Source organism: Wenzhouxiangella psychrophila (genome assembly GCF_042310375.1).
GTDB lineage: Bacteria > Pseudomonadota > Gammaproteobacteria > Xanthomonadales > Wenzhouxiangellaceae > Wenzhouxiangella.
The window spans coordinates 344,112-361,235 of the sequence record NZ_JBHJMQ010000001.1 but is presented as its reverse complement, the minus strand read 5'-3'; the positions used below and the strand labels follow the sequence as shown (position 1 = coordinate 361,235).

General features: G+C 59.3%; 11 protein-coding genes. 7 read left to right on the top strand and 4 right to left on the bottom strand.

The annotated features are described in order from the left end of the window. Window positions 1–70 precede the first annotated feature (70 nt). The gene (locus ACDC66_RS01575) at window positions 71–1,363 is read right to left on the bottom strand and encodes a cation:proton antiporter (protein ID WP_376694916.1); all 1,293 of its coding nucleotides are present in this window, start codon (window positions 1,361–1,363) and stop codon (window positions 71–73) included. A 309-nt stretch (window positions 1,364–1,672) separates the two neighbouring features. On the opposite strand from ACDC66_RS01575, the gene ACDC66_RS01570 reads away from it, so the two are divergent. Both ACDC66_RS01570 and ACDC66_RS01565 read left to right on the top strand, forming a co-directional pair. Beyond that, entirely contained in the window at window positions 1,673–2,863 is a 1,191-nt protein-coding gene (locus tag ACDC66_RS01570; RefSeq protein WP_376694915.1) for an AI-2E family transporter, read from the top strand. 602 nt (window positions 2,864–3,465) lie between these two features. After that, a complete protein-coding gene (locus ACDC66_RS01565) occupies window positions 3,466–5,640 on the top strand; it encodes a PKD domain-containing protein (protein ID WP_376694914.1) in 2,175 nt (724 codons plus the stop codon). A 64-nt stretch (window positions 5,641–5,704) separates the two neighbouring features. Here ACDC66_RS01565 and ACDC66_RS01560 read toward each other — a convergent pair whose 3' ends face one another. The 3 genes from ACDC66_RS01560 to ACDC66_RS01550 all read right to left on the bottom strand — a co-directional run bounded on the left by ACDC66_RS01560 (window position 5,705) and on the right by ACDC66_RS01550 (window position 7,331). Further along, the gene (locus ACDC66_RS01560; RefSeq protein WP_376694913.1) at window positions 5,705–5,950 is read right to left on the bottom strand and encodes a hypothetical protein; all 246 of its coding nucleotides are present in this window, start codon (window positions 5,948–5,950) and stop codon (window positions 5,705–5,707) included. Between the two features lie 59 nt (window positions 5,951–6,009). Continuing rightward, entirely contained in the window at window positions 6,010–7,068 is a 1,059-nt protein-coding gene (locus ACDC66_RS01555) for an NAD-dependent epimerase (protein ID WP_376694912.1), read from the bottom strand. 83 nt (window positions 7,069–7,151) lie between these two features. After that, the gene (locus tag ACDC66_RS01550; RefSeq protein ID WP_376694911.1) at window positions 7,152–7,331 is read right to left on the bottom strand and encodes a CsbD family protein; all 180 of its coding nucleotides are present in this window, start codon (window positions 7,329–7,331) and stop codon (window positions 7,152–7,154) included. 566 nt (window positions 7,332–7,897) lie between these two features. Here ACDC66_RS01550 and ACDC66_RS01545 point away from each other — a divergent pair. From ACDC66_RS01545 to ACDC66_RS01525, 5 genes are all read left to right on the top strand, one after another. After that, complete coding sequence (locus tag ACDC66_RS01545) at window positions 7,898–8,755, top strand: matrixin family metalloprotease (RefSeq protein WP_376694910.1); 858 nt, start codon at window positions 7,898–7,900, stop codon at window positions 8,753–8,755. 135 nt (window positions 8,756–8,890) lie between these two features. Further along, on the top strand, window positions 8,891–10,123 hold the full coding sequence (locus ACDC66_RS01540) for a YcjF family protein (RefSeq protein WP_376694909.1): 1,233 nt from the start codon (window positions 8,891–8,893) through the stop codon (window positions 10,121–10,123). Beyond that, window positions 10,120–11,649 (top strand): GTPase family protein, encoded by a 1,530-nt coding sequence (locus ACDC66_RS01535; protein ID WP_376694908.1) that lies wholly within the window; start codon window positions 10,120–10,122, stop codon window positions 11,647–11,649. Before ACDC66_RS01540 ends, ACDC66_RS01535 begins: the two co-directional genes overlap by 4 nt. A gap of 324 nt (window positions 11,650–11,973) precedes the next feature. Then, the gene (locus ACDC66_RS01530) at window positions 11,974–15,693 is read left to right on the top strand and encodes a choice-of-anchor D domain-containing protein (RefSeq protein ID WP_376694907.1); all 3,720 of its coding nucleotides are present in this window, start codon (window positions 11,974–11,976) and stop codon (window positions 15,691–15,693) included. Then, window positions 15,683–17,038: a hypothetical protein gene (locus tag ACDC66_RS01525; protein WP_376694906.1), complete on the top strand. Its 1,356-nt coding sequence runs from the start codon at window positions 15,683–15,685 to the stop codon at window positions 17,036–17,038. The genes ACDC66_RS01530 and ACDC66_RS01525 overlap by 11 nt, the downstream gene beginning before the upstream one ends. The last annotated feature ends 86 nt before the right edge of the window (window positions 17,039–17,124 follow it).

Genomic DNA, 17,124 nt, shown 5'->3' with positions numbered 1-17,124 from the left:
CGTCTGTGCGTTGCGACACCCCCGCCCCGAGAAAAGGTGGCAGCCCACAGGAAAAGAAGATAGCCCTAACCTACTTTGGGGAGGACCCCGGCCGCCAGAAGAGAGCAAAAGCGGGTTTCACACTGACGCCGTGTACGAGAATTGACAAGGCAACCGCCACCAGGGTCAGGTGGAGCAGTTCCAACGCAATCTCTTCCGGCAGGCCATGTTGAATGGCGTACATCAAGTAGTACATGGAGCCAATACCACGCACACCGAACCAACCGGCAAGATTGCGCACGCGCATGGATGAATTACTCCCCAACAGACCCAGGTGAACGCTTAAGGGACGTGCAATCAGGAACAGGAACGCGGCGAAACCGGCAGCCCGCCAGCTCCACGAATCCCAGAACAGCGAACCACCAATCAAGAGCACAAGCACGATCTCCGCGAGTCGCTCCAGATGTTCATTGAATATCAGGGAGCTGTCACTCACATGCGCATGAGCCTTCGTTTCAGCCTTTTGATCACCAGTCGGCTTTTGGACCGTAGTGGTTAGAGAGCCCCGCTTGGCCAAGCCCAGCTCGGTCTGTCGCAAGGCTACTGCTGCACTGAACACACCCAGGAACCCCCACGCACCCACCAGTAGACAGATGCCATAAGCGAGCGCAATGAGCCCCAGGCCGAGAAAGCTTTCAAGAAACACGGTTCCCACAAATTTCGTGCGCAACCGGTACACGAGCCAGCCTGCAGCGTATCCCATCAGGATACCGATACCGACACCAGCACCACTGGCCCATAGCACGTCCATGAAGAGCCAGCGGGACCCCGACTCACCAAGGTCGTGCAGTCCAAGCAAGCCGAGCCCGAGCATGATGAAAGGAAAGGCGCTACCGTCGTTTATTCCGGCTTCGCAAGTCAGTGCAAAACGGAGGTGATCGGAATCGTCGGCATGCCGGACCTGCACTTCAGTTGCCAGCACCGGGTCAGTCGGAGCGACCACCGCCCCCAGCAACACGGCAGCCCCAAGCGGCAAGCCAAGCCAGTAATGGCCAAACAGCGTTACCAGCCCCACGGTAATCGCCATAGACACAATCGCCAGTTGCAAGGGACTCTGCCAGCGCCTCAGGGTTACCGGGGATGGCATTTTTACGCCGGCGCAGTACAACGATACCAGCACGGCAATCTCCGTCAGAACTTCGAGTAAGGCTGATTCCTTCAACGGATTGAAATGAAACAGACCCAAGCCCATGGGCCCGACAAGGCATCCGGCGAGTAAATACAGAATTGCGGACGTCGTCGGCAAGCTTCGCAGATTATGGTAGGTAAAGCCCACCAGCAGCAGCAACAGCCCGATAAATATGAACCAGGTGGCAATCGTCATCGCTCACTTTTCCGACGGGGTAAAGGCACTGGCACCAGAGGATTGGGCAGCCTCGCATGTGTCGATCGGCGGCCTCTGTGCGGTGGCGAACACAGGGTAGAGCGCCCGGCGTCATCACGAGGAACGCGCCCGGGCGGAGTCCCGACGCCTCTCACACAAGGCATCCAGGGCGCCTTGCAGTGAACCGCGGTCTGCGTTGTGTGTGGCAACGAACAGTTGGGGAACGCCAATTGCGGACAGTATTCACATTGAGTACCGGTGGGTATCGCCAGTGAAATCCAGGATTACACGTCTGCGGGAACAGACCTAGTGAGTGCAGAACCCGGAACATCCCTGTTCGGTTCAGTGGAGCGCCGTCTTTTCAGGGCGACCGCCGTGCTGTCTGCAATCGTTGCACTGTTCGTCCTCATCGCCGGGATCATCTGGGCATTGAGCATGGTCCTTTCATTCTTCTACAGCCTGGTCATGCCTTTAGCCGTGGCGGGCATCTTGGCCCTTGTTCTGTATCCCGTGGTCGACCATCTCGAGCGATGGATGCAGTTACCGCGGCTCGCTGCCGTGTTTGTCGTCGTTGTCCTCTTTATGGCTGTAATCGCCGGGGTCGTCATCATAATCCTCCCGGCCCTGATCCGTGAGCTGGTTCTATTCGCAGAGATGGTACCCCCAACCCTCGAACGAGGGCGGGACTACATGCTCGAGCAATTCCCCGGCCTCACACGAGTGGTCATGGAGAGCGCTCAGGACGGAGACCTCAAGGCTGCAATGCCCGGAATCGAGAATACCCGCAAGACGTTGCAATCGCTTGCAGGGGTTGTCGCGGGCTTGAGTTTCGTGCCTCTTTTACTGTTCTTTGCGCTGTTGTCCGGAGGACAGCTTCATGCCCGGGTCACGAATGTACTTTCGGTATTCAGTACCCGCGCACAGAAGAACGCGATGTACTTCATTGACGTCTTTGTCGCCCAGGTTACGGGATTCTTTCAGGGACAGCTTGTTATTGCATTGATCATGGGCATCATGTATGCCATCGGCTTTACGATCATCGAATTGAAGGGCGGGATACTGATCGGTGTTCTCCTGGGCCTTCTGAATATCGTCCCATTCCTCGGGACGTTGATCGGACTACTTATCGTCTTGCCATTGGCCTATACGCAAACATACGGCGGCTTCCCGCTGGCCGCCTTAAGCCTGCTCGTATTTGCCGTTGTGCAACTCATCGAAAGCTGGCTACTGACACCGAAGATCATGGAAAATCGTTCGGGACTGCACCCTGCCCTGGTCGTGATCTCCGTGTTTTTCTGGGGAATGGCCTTCGGCGGCATTACCGGCATGGTACTGGCCGTCCCCCTCACTGCATTTCTTGTCGCGGTATGGAGTCAGGCAAAAGCCAGCCTCTCCCGAAGCATGACATCCACTCATGATGCGAGCAGGATCGAGGTGCCGGCCGGCACGGATCAAGGCGCGGGGGCCAGGGAGTCCGCTGACCGGGAAACGAATAACTGACGTTTTTCCAGACACGATCAGATAAACAGTCACACCCAATCAATCGACTGCCAGGCGGGATTCTGAGTCGACATCGCCAAAACCTTTAATGCATCGGGCAATCGAGCCTGCCTCCCTGGTTGATTCACGCTGCTGGCTATCCCGGTCTCCTGCCCGCTTTTCCTGCGCATAATCTTTCAACAGAAAGCCTTCGAGCAGCTCGACGCGGATGCTGGCTGGGACCGCCGAATATAGCTTTCTCCATCTATCAGTATTCCTGGCTGATCTTGAAACTCCCGGGGCCTTCGTAGAACGTTCTTTAGACCTATAAAACCGATTCATTAACGGTACTAGGGACAGCGTGGCAAGAGCCCATGCTCAGAGGGCTCGAGGAGCTGATTCCAAATGGTCTCCTAGCGCACATTGGGAGATAACTCACCGTTGTTTTAGGGGATTGTGAAGGCGCGCTCCCGGTTGAACATACAGCCAACGCTATACGGCTGTATTTTTTAACAAAGTGGATGGGATACTTTTCGCTCGCTTTTAGTGAACTGTATTCCCCGCATGTTGGATATGCGGGCCAGCCCGGAACGGGCGGAGCTATCAGTCAGGGAATTTTTAAAATGACACCAATCAGTCCACGGTCCATTCGGACCCGGTTTGCACTTGCGTGCCTGCTTTTTGTAGTTGGAATTCCGGCAGCCTCTGCGGCTAACTACTACGTTCGTTCCGACGGCGGCGATACCAGCCAGTGCACCGGCCTATCCGATAAGCCTTACCCGGGCAGCGGCACCAGCCAGGATTGTGCATGGAACCATCCATTCATGGCCTTGCCGCCGCTTGGCGTGCCGAGAATCCAGGGTGGCGACACACTCGACATAGGGTCGGGGAACTACCGCATGGGCTACGGCGCGCCCGGCGCGGACAACTGTAGTCAGAGCTGGCCATGGGAATGCGTCATGCCACCGATCCCCAGCGGCCCCTCGCCGGACCAGCCCACCCGAATCCTGGGGCAGGGTCACGCCGACGGATGTGAACAGGCTCCGGAACTGTGGGGTACGGAGCGGGCATGGATGGTCGTGAACCTCGAGGGCAGCTCGAACGTTGAGCTGGCCTGTCTTGACATCACCGACCGAGGTAGTTGTGCCGAATCCCACTGCAACAGCGGGCAGTGCGGTGGGGAAGTCGCCGCCTGTAACCGTGATTCCGCACCCTACGGCGATTGGGCATCTACAGGCGTTTCGGGCCGTGATTCAAGCAATGTCTTCATGCGTGACCTGGATATTCACGGTCTGTCCAATCGTGGCGTCCATGCCGGCCGCATCACCGACTGGACGCTGGAACGAGTCGAGATCCGGGCCAACGGTTGGGCAGGTTGGGACGGTAATATCGGTTCCGACACGTCCAACAGTGGGACCATCACATTCAAGGAATCGGTCATCGGCTGGAACGGCTGTCTCGAGCGATGGGACAGTGGCGAGGTCTTTGGTTGTTGGGGCCAGAAAGGCGGTGGTTGGGGCGATGGCCTCGGAACCGGAACCACCGGCGGGCATTGGGTGTTTGAAGACAGCACCATCCATCACAACACCTCGGATGGCATCGACCTTCTTTATCTCAGTGACGAAGGACAGGTTTCCATTCGCCGAACCCTGGTTGATAGCAATGCAGGGAATCAGATCAAGACATCACGCACAGCGTTGATTGAAAATTCAGTGGTCGTCGGCAACTGTTCTTATTTCGTCAATCACCCGAACATGCTTGATGGTGATCACTGCCGAGCGCTGGGGGATTCGATCTACGTTGGGTTGAGCAATTCATCACAAACCGATCTGATCAACAACACAATCGTCAGTCAGGGCAATTGTGTGATCAGTGGCGGTAGTGGGGCCAGCACGTCACGACTGCGCATGGTCAACAACCTGATCATCGGCAAACCATACTTCCTGGATGCAAGCAAGCAGAGCTGCCTTTATTACTCCGGCAGCGACGAAGAGCTTGTATGGGAGAGTAATTATATCGACGGTGTTCGCCACGGCGACTGCCCCGGCAGCAGCCTGTGCTATGGCTCGCCGGGAATCGCTGACAACAGCCTTTCAAGCTTCGATGCCGAGCCACTGTCAGACAGTCTCGTGATTGACTATGCCGACGTCAACCTGGCTCCTGGGGATGATTTCCACAACCTCGCACGTGACGTTGGCAATGGCCCGGATATCGGCGCCATAGAGTGGGGCACCGTGGAGGATGATACGACGGTCAATGAGCCCAGCGAGCCGAGCGACCCTCCAGCTTCCGGCTTCAGTTACGACTGCAGCAGCTTGCAGTGCAGTTTCGCCAGCGACAGTAGCGATTCGGCCCTCAGCTACGCCTGGGAGCTGGGCGACGGTAACAGCGCTTCCGGTGCGGCGATCGACCATACCTATAGTGTCGACGGCAGCTACACCGTCACGCTGACCGTAACCGATGATATCGGCCAGAACAGTTCGACAAGCCAGACCGTCAGCGTCCAGGACACCAGCAATGACGATACTGGCGATGACGATACTGGTAGTGACGATACCGGGATATCCGTTGACGGCACGGGTTACCGGGTAAAAGGCCGCTGGACTGCCGAAATCACCTGGACCGGCGCGACCTCGTCAAATGTTGACCTCTACCGCGAAGGCAACCGTGTAGCGACAATCGCGGATTCGGGTTCAACCATTGACAAGACCGACCTCAGAGGCGGCGGCAGCCTGCAATATGAAATCTGCGAGGCCGGCCGCAGCGTCTGCTCCAATAGCGTGACCGTACACTTCTGACCCCCTGATAACCAGAGTTTTTTTCACGATGTCAGCCCGCACCACCTGGTGCGGGTTTTTTACATCACGGAACGTCTGATCGATCAAGGAGCGCGAAAATCAGGGGCGTCACATAGACTTGCGACAGCGATTCTCCGATGGCGGCGTGCATCTGTACGCGCAGTCCCGGGCCGGTCGAGGCCGGTCGCGCCAGGGCGTAGAGGATCTCGCTGTCCTGCCGGCTCGGGCTCCCGTGCCAGGATCGGTAGAAGGTGGAGAAGCAGTATCGATCCTTCACCGGATCCTGCTCGAGGTACCAGGAAAGGAGCATGATGTAGCTCTGGCTCGCTATATTTAAAACCATTCCTGCGCTGATCAGAACTCACCGAGCTAACCATGCGTCGAGGCAGCAGGTGGGATCTTCACCAATTCAGGAACTGAGCCGTAATACCTTCGATACCAATCGACAAAGTTGGCCACACCCTCTTCTACATCAACCTTGGGAATATATCCGACTGCGTCCGCCAGACTCGTGACATCTGACTCGGTGTCGGGCACATCGCCGGGCTGCATGGGCAGCATATTCATCTCGGCCTTTGTTTCGAGACAATCTTCCAGGACTTCGATATAACGTAGCAGCTCAACGCTGTTCTGGTTACCGATGTTATAGATCCGATACGGAGCAATGCCGCTGGATGCCGGGCTGGGGAACTGGCTATCCCAATTGGAATCAATCCTGGGAGGCCGATCCAGGATGCGAACAATGCCTTCGACGATATCGTCGATATAGGTGAAGCTTCGGCGATGTTTCCCGTGATTGAAGACCTGGATCGCCTCACCGGCCAGAATTGCTTTTGTGAACAGGAAAAGCGCCATGTCCGGACGCCCCCAGGGACCGTATACGGTAAAGAAACGAAGCCCCGTGCTGGGAACCCCGTAGAGATGGGCATAGGAGTGCGCCATCATCTCATTTGCCTTCTTGGTGGCGCCATACAGTGTAAGCGGGTGTTCGGTGCTGTCCCCCTCCTTGAACGGCATGCTTGTGTTCGCCCCGTAGACTGAGCTGGTCGATGCAAAGACAAGATGCTCTACACCGGAGTGCCGACAGCCCTCGAGTACATGAAGCGTACCAGTGACATTGGAGCTGATATAGACATGCGGATTCTCCGCAGCGTAGCGAACACCGGCCTGTGCGGCCAGGTGGACAACGCGGCCAGGCCGATGGACAGCGAAGCAATCCTCAACCGCCTTGCGATCAGACAGGTCGGCGGTAATATGAGTGTACGCGGAATGGTTGTCAAAGCGCGCCAACCGCGCCTTCTTTAGATTGACATCGTAATAATCGTTGAGGTTATCAAAACCGATTACCCTATGGCCGTCGTTGAGTAGCCTCATTGCGACATGCGAGCCGATGAATCCGGCGGTACCGGTTACGAGTATTGGTTGCATTCGATCCGTTTGTTTCCTGACACATGGCCCCACAGAACCGCAGCTATTTGCAGCCGGTTATCCTTGATGAAGCCTGCATTGATTTATCTTTTTTCTTTCCTGGCTTCGTTCTTTTCATCTCCGTACTTGGCCTGGACCTTGCCACCATGCTTCTCGGCCTTGCCCTTGTACTCTGTACTTTTATCGCCAGTTGCCTTGCCGGCAACTTCCTTTGCCTTTCCCTTGGCCTCTTTCGCGCGACCTTTAACCTGATTCTTGTTCATGAACTGATCTCCAGATAAGCGGTTCCATTGGCCTTGCCTCTGACCGTGCTCTCGGAAAGCTGCAGGGTGAGGCCTGATCATGGCCGCGTCTTGCAGGTTTGGTCTGTGCGTTTTCGAACACAATCGGATCCACTTCCTCCAACGAATCTCCGGCAAAAGCATCCCGCTGGAGGGACCGCTCAGGGCAGCGCCCGCCGGTGGATTTCGGTCTGCCCACTACCGAACATTGAGAATCAGCTCACCGTTGGCCGAAATCCGCGTGACAGGCCGCGCTCAACTCGACATTCATCCAATGCTCAAAACATGGTTTCCAAACAACGCGGATGGGATAATTTTCACTCGCTTTGGATAAGCACATTCACCGCATTAACAACATGCGGGGGAGTCTGGAGCGGGCGGACGTACGTAACAGGGAAATCAAGCTATTGATACTGATTGACCCGGAATTTCCTGGCCGTCGAGATACGAGCACCAGGCAAGCCCGCTTCTCCAGTGCCGATCCTCGTGCTGTCACTTGTTTATTCAGGGAGACCGTAGTGCGATCAATCACCCGTACAGGCCTGTCTATGCTGACGCTGATAGTGGCCGGCCTTCTGTCACTTGCATTACCGCTATCCGCCCATGCCAGCGAAGGTGAGTATCGTCTGCTCGAGCTCGACGGCTACAAAGTAAAGTGGGGAGAACACAGGCTGGGCGTCGGCGCCCGTGTCAGTTACGCCTTTGCCGGGGAGACACTTCGATTCAACGACGCGCGCAACTGCGGTGAGCTGGCGCCGATTGAGACACTGCTTGGGGAGAATCTCTCCCGGCAAACGCTGGCACGCGAAGCCGAAGCTGCGTTTCGGGTATGGGAGCGCGCGGCCGGTCTGAGATTTTACGAGGTCGCTGATGTCCGCGACGCGGACATCATCCTCGGTGCCCAGGGCCGGCCGCGTGGTCAGGCATTCGCCAACGTATCCTACGCGCCCGGCACGGAAGAGGGAGTGCGCACCATCGAGAAAGCACTGGTGTGCCTGAACCCTGAGCATGGGTGGAAGGTCGGTTTTGATGGCAATGAGGATATCTACGATATCCGCTATACGCTGATTCACGAGATCGGTCACACCCTCGGCCTCGACCATCCCGGGCGATCCGGTCAGGTGATGGGGTTTCGCTACTCCGAGGACTTCGATGATCTGCAGCCCGGTGATTTGCGCGGTATCCAGCAGCTCTACGGGCCCGCCGAAAATGAAAGAGGTCTGGCCAATAGCATCGAAAGCCGTCGGCCCGATGAGCCGACCGAGGCGGTCATTTACCGGATCGGGAGTGTCGTAGCCATGATGGACGGCGTTGGCGACTTCCTTGGCATTGGCAAGATGAATGTCGCCCTGCCCTGGAACCACGTCGAATTGCCACAGAATGCTGATGAAGGCACTCAGGACTAGCGCAGCGCGCCCGGGCACGAAAACGTAAAAGGTTGTGAGCATCACTGGATAACGCCATACCGCTGGCTTGGTCCGCGTTCCGGTTTCGTAGGCGTATGCGCTACGATGAGCATCAGACCTTCCGGCAAATGGAACATGAGCAACGATCGCGGGTTCTGGACCGGGCTTCGACATCGGTTACACCGGGCACTGAGCGCGCCGAATGTCGATGCCGGGCAACTGGCGCGCGCGCTGAACAAGGCTGCCGAACGCGAGCCGGCGCCGGTCCTCTGGTTGCTGGGCCTGGCCCAGTCCGGAAAGACGTCGATTGTTCGTGCCCTGACTGGCAGTTCGCGCGCGGAAATCGGCGACGGTTTTCGGCCCTGTACCCGTACGGCCAGCATCTACGACTTTCCGGAGGAAGTACCGGTCGTTCGGTTTCTCGATACCCGCGGTCTGGGTGAAGTGGGCTATGATCCTTCCGAGGATATCGCCCTGTGCGAGGAGCAGTCCCATTTGCTGATCGTCGTGGTTCGGGCCGCCGAATCGCGGCCGAAGCCCGTGCGCGAGGTCTTGAGAAAAGTCCGAAAGCGCAACCCGGACTGGCCCGTCGTCATTGCCCAGACCTGCCTGCACCATGGCTATGACGATGAACAATCCGGCCATGTCCTGCCCTATCCGTTCCGGGATGATGATTGGCAGGCGGCCGTGTCGGAAGACTTGAGTCGTCTGCTGCTCGCCCAGCGTGAGTTCTTCGCCGACCTTCCGGGCAAGGGGCCTTTGTTGTGGGTCCCGATCGATTTCACCCTGCCGGACGATGGCTTCGATCCAACCGACTACGGGCTCGACGCATTGTGGGAGGCGATCGAGGAAGCCGCATCACTCGGCCTGGAAGCACGCTTGCGCGCCGATTCCGAGATTAGTGACCTCTACAGCCGCACCGCCCATCCCCACATTGTCGGGTTCAGCCTGGCTGCCGGCACCGTCGGCGCCCTGCCGGTCGTTGACCTGGCGCTGGTGCCGGCGTTGCAGGCCGGACTGCTGCGCCGCCTGGCCGGTCTTTACGGGCAGCGCTGGTCGGCCCGCAGCAGTGCCGAATTCCTGGGCTTGCTGGGTTCCGGATTTGCAGCCGCCTACGGTGCACGCCTTGCCGGGCGAAGTCTGGTCAAGCTGATCCCTGTCTGGGGCCAGACCGCCGGAGCGGTGTTGGGCGCTAGTGCCAGCGGTGCCATCACATTTGCCCTGGGCAAGGCAGCCTGCGCCTACCTGGGGCGCAAGCAAGAAGGCCGCGCCATCGACGCCACTGCCTTGCGGAAGGCCTATCGCGACGGCCTGCACAAGGGCCGGCAACTGCTTCGTCAGCGGCAGCGGGAAGTCCCGCCGTCATGAAAGACCTGGTCAAGGAATTCGGCTGGCTGCGGGTCATTGCTGTGGGCATCACAGTGTTGCCGCTGGTCGTACTGCCGGTTTTCGCCACGTTCTGGATGTGGCAATCGGGGTTCTTGCTCTGGTGGCTACTGGCGGCTGCGCTGGCTTCCGGCATGGGCCTGGCGATCAACCGGGTCGCCGTGGTGCGCGAGCAACGCGCCCTGCCGCAATCAACAACCCGGGCCGGTGCTCACTGGACTGCTGAAGCGGATGACTGCTGGGTCGAGATCGAACGGTTGGCCTCAGAAGCTACGGTGGCCGAATGGCCGCTCAACGAGGGCACAACCCTCGTACGCCTGGCGCGCCATGTCTTGATCACGGTGGCCGGTCATTTTCATCCGCACAGGTCCCAGCCCCTGCTGGAAATGACGCTTCCGCATACCCTGACCATCATCGAGCGTGCTGCCCGGGAACTGCGCGACGAGGTCGTCAGCAATATCCCGTTCAGCCACCGCCTGACCCTGGGTACCATAGCCCGGGCCAATAGCCTGCGTGCGTTGCTCAAGCGACATGAAAGCTGGTACCGCACCGCGAGGGTCATATTCGCACCGCAGTCAGCCGCGGTGGCCGAGTTGCGCCGCGCGGTTGGCAGCCAGCTGCTCGACCATGGCTCCGAACGTGTTCAGACCTGGTTGCTTCGCGAATACATTCGCAAGCTTGGCTACCATGCCATTGACCTCTACGGTGGCCTGGCCCGACTGGAAGATCAAACCCCGCTGGACGCACCGGATACGCGCCTGAAGGAACACGGCGTGAGTCAGGAGGACGAGCATGAACCGTTGCGTGTTCTGCTGCTGGGCCGCGCCAATGCCGGTAAATCCAGCCTGATCAACGCGCTGTTCGGTGAAGTGACCGCCGCTGTCGACCTGCTGCCCGATACCACCACCGATATCGTCGGCTATCGGCTCGAGCGCAACGACCAGACCCAGGGGTTGATCTTTGATACACCGGGGTTTGACGGCGCGCTGTTCGGTAGCCGGATGCTGAAGAAGACGGCCCTCGACGCCGACCTGATTCTGTGGGTGACCGCTGCCCATCGCCCCGATCGCCAAGAGGAGCGCCAGCGCCTGGACCAGTTGCGCGCCATGCTGGACGACCCGAAGCGGCGCTCACCACCGCTGCTGGTGGTGATGACGCACATCGACAGGTTGCGCCCGGTGCGCGAATGGAACCCGCCTTATGTACTCGCCCCACCGGCCGACACCAAGTCCGGCCAGATTGTCTCGGCGCTGGCTGCGGTGGCCGAGGATCTTGATGTGGATGTTACCCGGGTGATCCCCGTCTGCCTGGCTGAAGGCAAGACCTACAATGTCGATGATGCTCTCAATGCGGCGATCCTCAGACAACAGGATGCGGCCAACCGGGTTCGGCTGCTGCGCTGCCTGCGTGCCCGAAAGAACGAGGAGAACTGGGATCTGCTATGGCGTCAGTTGGGCAACGCCGGGCGAATCCTGATGAGAATTCCGGGCGATCTCAAGCCATCCTAGGGAGCATCTGGTCAGAACCCCCACTTCGATCAAAATCCCGACCTTCTGGAAAACTTTCTCAGCCTCGAGCTGACCGCGTTTGCCCGCGTCAACCGCCCTCTGTTCGCTGTCGCACCGACCAACGACTCCGGAAAATCAAGAATAGCTGGCATGAGGACAATACCGCCCGCATGCCAGTCATCATAAATGCCTGTGCTGCCAAGGCTGGTACTTGTCGTGGTGAGTTAACGACCTCGTTGGTAACATCCTGGAGCAGCACGCATGATCAGCAATCGGGCATCGACGCCTCGGAGGTTCACAGCCTTCGCCCGTGTAGTTTTAGCCATGTTCGGCCTCGCGCTCGTGGCCGCGGAAGAGATCAGCGGCCAGGAACCGTCGCCCATCTCGTTTTCCTCCCAGAACATCACGTCGCGGTTACTGCCCACACAGCTGGAATTCGGGCCCGATGGGCGCCTGTATGTAGCAGAACTTGATGGCCCGATCTACGCGTTCACGATCGAGCGTGATGACGAGACCGGCGATTACTCGGTTACCGCGACCGAAGTGATCGACCTGATCCAGACCATACCCAATCACAATGACGACGGCACGCCGTTTTCCTCTACCATTCGCAATGTGACCGGCATGATCACGGCCGGTACGGCAGACAATCCAGTTCTGTATGTCAGCAGCAGCGACCCCCGTATCGACGATCCGCAGGCCGATACCAATTCCGGCATTGTCTCCAGGCTGACCTGGACGGGTACCGAGTGGACCAAGCTGGACCTGGTCCGGAGCCTGCCGCGCTCGGCACACGATCACCTCCCCAACGGCTTGGCGCTGGATGCAGCAAACGGCACCCTCTACCTGGCCCTGGGTGGGCACACGAACATGGGCGCGCCGTCCTTCAGTTTCAAATATCTCCCGGAGTACGCTTTGTCGGCGGCAATCCTTTCGATTGACCTCGATGCCATTGGCGAGCAGACCTACGATATCCCCACCCTGAAGGGCGATGTGTTCGGCGGTCAGGCCGGTAACAACCAGGCCATGATTGTCCCCGGGGGCCCCGTCCAGGTCCATTCGCCCGGTTTCCGAAACGCCTACGACGTGCTGTTGACCACGGCGGGCCGACTCTACACCTTTGATAACGATTCCAATGAGGGCTGGGGCGGGCTTCCGGTCAACGAGGGTCCGGGCGGCACCTGTACCAACGATCCAAACGAGTCAGGCAGTGCAACCCATGGCGATAACCTCCACCTGATAACCGGCCCAGGCTATTACGGCGGACACCCCAATCCGACGCGGGCCAACCGCAGCAACACCTTCGATGGCCTATCCCCGATTCCCGAAGGTCTCGAGAACCCTGTCGAATGCGAGTTCCTGATTCCCGGAGTCGAGGACGGGGCCCTCGCCGTGAACAGCGCCTCCACCAACGGACTGGCCGAATACACGGCCTCCAATTTTGAAGGGCAAATGACCGGCAACATCCTCGCGACCGCATACGATGGCACGGTAATGAGATTCAGCCTCAACAGCAGTGGCGACCAGGTCATCGAGCAAAACGACCTGTTCACAAGCCTGGAAGGACCCCTGGGGGTCACCGCGCAGGGGGATGACGAGCCGTTTCCCGGCACCATCTGGGTTGGGCAATTCTTCAACGGCGACATTACCGTCTTCGAGCCCCAGGACTTCTCGGAGTGCGACCCGGACACGCTCGATCCGGACGCAACAAGCCCAAACGGTTATACCTACGGCGACCTGATCGACAATGGCCTCGACCCCTGCAATCCGGCCCAGGTACCGCCTGACTTCGACCAGGATTTCGTATCCGACCTCAATGATTCCGATATTGACGGTGATGGCATTTCCAACGACACCGACTTGTTCGACTTCGACGCAGCCAACGGTCGTGGCAATCCCTTGCCGCACGGACTAGCCTGGGTCAGTGACGTCGTCGGTACGCTGGGCGGCATGGCCGCGTACAAAGCGCCGGGCTTTACCGGGCTCATGGCCCACCCGACCAGTCCCGTCAGCGTGTTCGACCAGTTCAATCCCGACAAATTGATTCCCGGCGGTGCGGCCGGGATCTTTACCGTGGAAGTGGTCACCCCGGGTGATGCACAGCTGAATACGCAGGAAAACGCCTTCCACTTCGGGGTGGATGTCCATGGCGGCTCGGGGGTATTCACTGCACAAACGCGAATCCTGTCTCCATTCGCCGGGGCGCCCCCGCAGGACAACCAATCCATGGGCCTGCAGATTGGCCAGGGCGATCAGGACAACTACATCAAACTGGTCACGAATGCCAATGGCGGAGACGGCGGCCTGCTCCTGGCCGGTGAAACCCAGGGTGACTTTAACGGCCAGCAAGTCAGCGCGGACATTCTCGGCGCCGATTACGTGGATCTCTTCCTGGTCATTGACCCCGCCGCGTCCACTGTCGCGGCCAGCTATGCGATCGCCAGGGATGGTGCCCCCGGACCCCGCACGGCGGCAGGCCGGCCCATCGCCATGCCCGCAAGCTGGCTGAGCGATGCGACCAACGGTCTGGCGGTCGGCATCATCTCCACGTCAAGTGGCGCTGATCCGTTTCCGGTGAACTGGGAATTTGTTGATGTTTATGAGGGCACTGGTGATGATTTTCCCGCCCCCGGTCACCTTGATGCCGACCCGCTGGCCGTCGTTTTCCCGGAAACGCTGGTGGGTGACACCGCTTTCCAAACGGTAACTCTGGGCAACTCCGGAGAAACGGCGCTGGAAATCAACGATGCCGCCATCACCGGAGATCAGGTATTCATCACTGACCTGGCCTTGCCGCAAACCCTGGAGCCAGGCGCCACGCAGGAGGTTTCGGTCAGCTTCACGCCGGATGTCGCGACCGCTTTTGAGGCTGTCCTGGCTCTGTCGCACGATGGTGGCAACAGCCCGTTGCAGGTTTCAATGAATGGAGAGGGTGCCGAGCCCGCATCGATTCCGGTGCCCGATCCGGGCCAGTTTGATTTTGGCGGGATCGTGGTCGGGTCGGCATCCGAACCGGAGCTGATCAGCGTGACCAATTCCGGGCCGGCGCCCGTGGTGCTCGGCACCCTGGGCATCGGCGCCGGTGACGCTGGTGACTTCAGCCTGGATGTGGCAGCGGACAATTGCTCGGGCGTGGAGCTGGACCCCGGCCAGAGCTGCAGTTTCACCGTCCAGTTCCAACCAACCCAGACCGGTGCGCGAGACGCGCAGGTCGACATTCCTTCAAGCGCCGGAGACACCGCCGTCTCGCTTCAGGGCCAGGGTTTGATCGCGATTGATCTGAACATCGATGCTGGCCCGAACCCCGCCGTCGCCGGCGAACCACTGGACTACACACTCGCCGTAGGCAACCTGGCCAACGCCCAGGCCGAGAACGTTGCCCTGACATTCACCTTGCCTCCGGACACCGTCTTGCTCGCAATCGATGGTTGCCAGCAGGAGTCGGTGAGTCAGCCTGCCTGCACCATCGGCCAGATTCCGGCCAATGGGAGCATTGAGGTCACCGTGACCGTCGATGTTTCGAGCAGCGTCACCGGCTCATTGCAATTCGCGGCCTCAGCCAATGCAGACAGCCTGAATGAAGCGGTTGCCGTCGAGACTACAACGCCGGTGGCTATCGTTAACGACCTGACCCTCGCGATCGCCGGAGACGCGGTCGCCGTCGACACCGACACCATGGCGTTGCTGTACCTGATTATTGTCACCAATACGGGTCCGAGCGATGCCGTTTCAGCCCTGGTGACGACCGAACTGCCGGCCGGGCTCGACAATGTCGAATGGACATGCCAGCCCGATGCTGCGGCCAGCTGTACCGGGTCGGGCGTCGGCGAAATTGACGATCTGGCTGATCTTCCGGCCGGCGCCAGCGTGACCTACCAGATCGAGGCCACTGCTCCGAGTGCGCTCGTCACGGAAGGCATCAGCATGTCGAGTGAGGTCGCCCCTTCAGGTGAGTCGACTGACCCCAACCCCGACAACAACAGCGACTCGGTCATGATCGCCACTCGAATCTTCCACGACAGTTTTGAAGCCAATGAGGGCTGAACCGGCACTTGCCATTATCGCCATGTTCTGCGCCGCAGTTGCGGCGGCACAAGAACCCGGCACCGGCGAGTGGCAAACCAGAAACACCGCGTTCGGTGAAGCTCGCCACGAGGGTGCTTCGGCTCAGGCCGGCGAGGCATTCTACGTGTTGGGCGGGCGTGAGTCCGATGCGGTCAGGGTTTACGACCCGTTCGAAGGCAGCGATGGGAGCTGGGCCAGCGGCGCCATCTCACCGATCCAGCTACACCATTTTCAGGCCGTTGAACTGGACGGCTTGATCTATGCCGTGGGCGCGATGACCGGCCCCTATCCCGGTGAGGATCCGGTCGCGAATGTCTACATCTACGATCCGCTGGCTGATGTCTGGATCATCGGCCCGGCCATTCCGTCAAACCGGCTGCGCGGCAGCAGCGGCACGGTCGTACATGACGGGCTGATCTACTGGATCAGCGGTAACACCAATGGCCACCTGGGCCCGGTTACCGCCATGGTGGATGTCTACGATCCGGCCGCCGGCAGATTCACACCCCTGGCCGATATTCCGCATCCGCGCGACCATTTTTTCGCGACTCTGCATGAAGGGGGCATTTACGTAATCGGCGGACGCCGAACCGGGGAAATCAGCGCTTTCGAACCAACCATTCCCGAGATTGATGTCTATGACATTGCCGCCGATGCCTGGCAGACGCTGCCGGCGGACGCCAACCTGAATCCACCACGAGCGGCCGCCGCCACCGATCAAATCGGCAATGAGATCGTCATTGCCGGCGGCGAGAGCGGCTCACAGGACATGGCTCACGCCGAGGTTCAGGCCTTCAACCCGACGACGGGACAGTGGCGCAACCTGGCCGACATGTTGACGCCCCGTCACGCCGCCCAGGCGATCGTTTCCAACGGCGGCTTCTACGTGGCCGCGGGTTCACCATTCCGCGGCGGACCGGGTGGCGCCGTGCTTGACACCGAGGCCCTGTTCCTTGCTGGAGAAACCACCCCGACCAGCGTACCGATTAGCGTGGGCGCGATCAGCGCCCCGGCCTCGATCGTGTTTGACTCTGCCACCGGACTGGTAACGATCAGCCATTCGGGAGGCAACCAGGCCGTCATCATCAAGGATATCGGGATCAGCGGAAGCGACGAGTTCAGCCTGGCCAACCAGCTGCCCGGTCCGGTCAGCCTGGCACCGGGCAGCAAGCGCGAGGTCGCGATCAATTTCACCGGTGGGGTTGGAAGCGAGAATGCCGTGCTGGAAATTACCGATTCCAGAAACCGGATCACCACGGTCGCCCTGAGTGCTGAAGTTGGTGACGACCCGCTTTTCCACGATCGCTTTGAATCGAATGATTGATCAGGGATTCACTAACACAAGCCAAAAAAAGCCGCCGCTTTACGCGGCGGCGGCAATTCCGGTCACCAATGGTGACCAGGCGGTTT

Coding starts and splice junctions, on each gene's coding strand:
- ACDC66_RS01575 (WP_376694916.1), bottom strand. CDS start 1,363: ATGACGATTGCCACCTGGTTCATATTTATCGGGCTGTTGCTGCTGCTG.
- ACDC66_RS01565 (WP_376694914.1), top strand. CDS start 3,466: ATGACACCAATCAGTCCACGGTCCATTCGGACCCGGTTTGCACTTGCG.
- ACDC66_RS01560 (WP_376694913.1), bottom strand. CDS start 5,950: ATGCTCCTTTCCTGGTACCTCGAGCAGGATCCGGTGAAGGATCGATAC.
- ACDC66_RS01555 (WP_376694912.1), bottom strand. CDS start 7,068: ATGCAACCAATACTCGTAACCGGTACCGCCGGATTCATCGGCTCGCAT.
- ACDC66_RS01550 (WP_376694911.1), bottom strand. CDS start 7,331: ATGAACAAGAATCAGGTTAAAGGTCGCGCGAAAGAGGCCAAGGGAAAG.
- ACDC66_RS01545 (WP_376694910.1), top strand. CDS start 7,898: ATGCTGACGCTGATAGTGGCCGGCCTTCTGTCACTTGCATTACCGCTA.
- ACDC66_RS01540 (WP_376694909.1), top strand. CDS start 8,891: ATGAGCAACGATCGCGGGTTCTGGACCGGGCTTCGACATCGGTTACAC.
- ACDC66_RS01535 (WP_376694908.1), top strand. CDS start 10,120: ATGAAAGACCTGGTCAAGGAATTCGGCTGGCTGCGGGTCATTGCTGTG.
- ACDC66_RS01530 (WP_376694907.1), top strand. CDS start 11,974: ATGTTCGGCCTCGCGCTCGTGGCCGCGGAAGAGATCAGCGGCCAGGAA.
- ACDC66_RS01525 (WP_376694906.1), top strand. CDS start 15,683: ATGAGGGCTGAACCGGCACTTGCCATTATCGCCATGTTCTGCGCCGCA.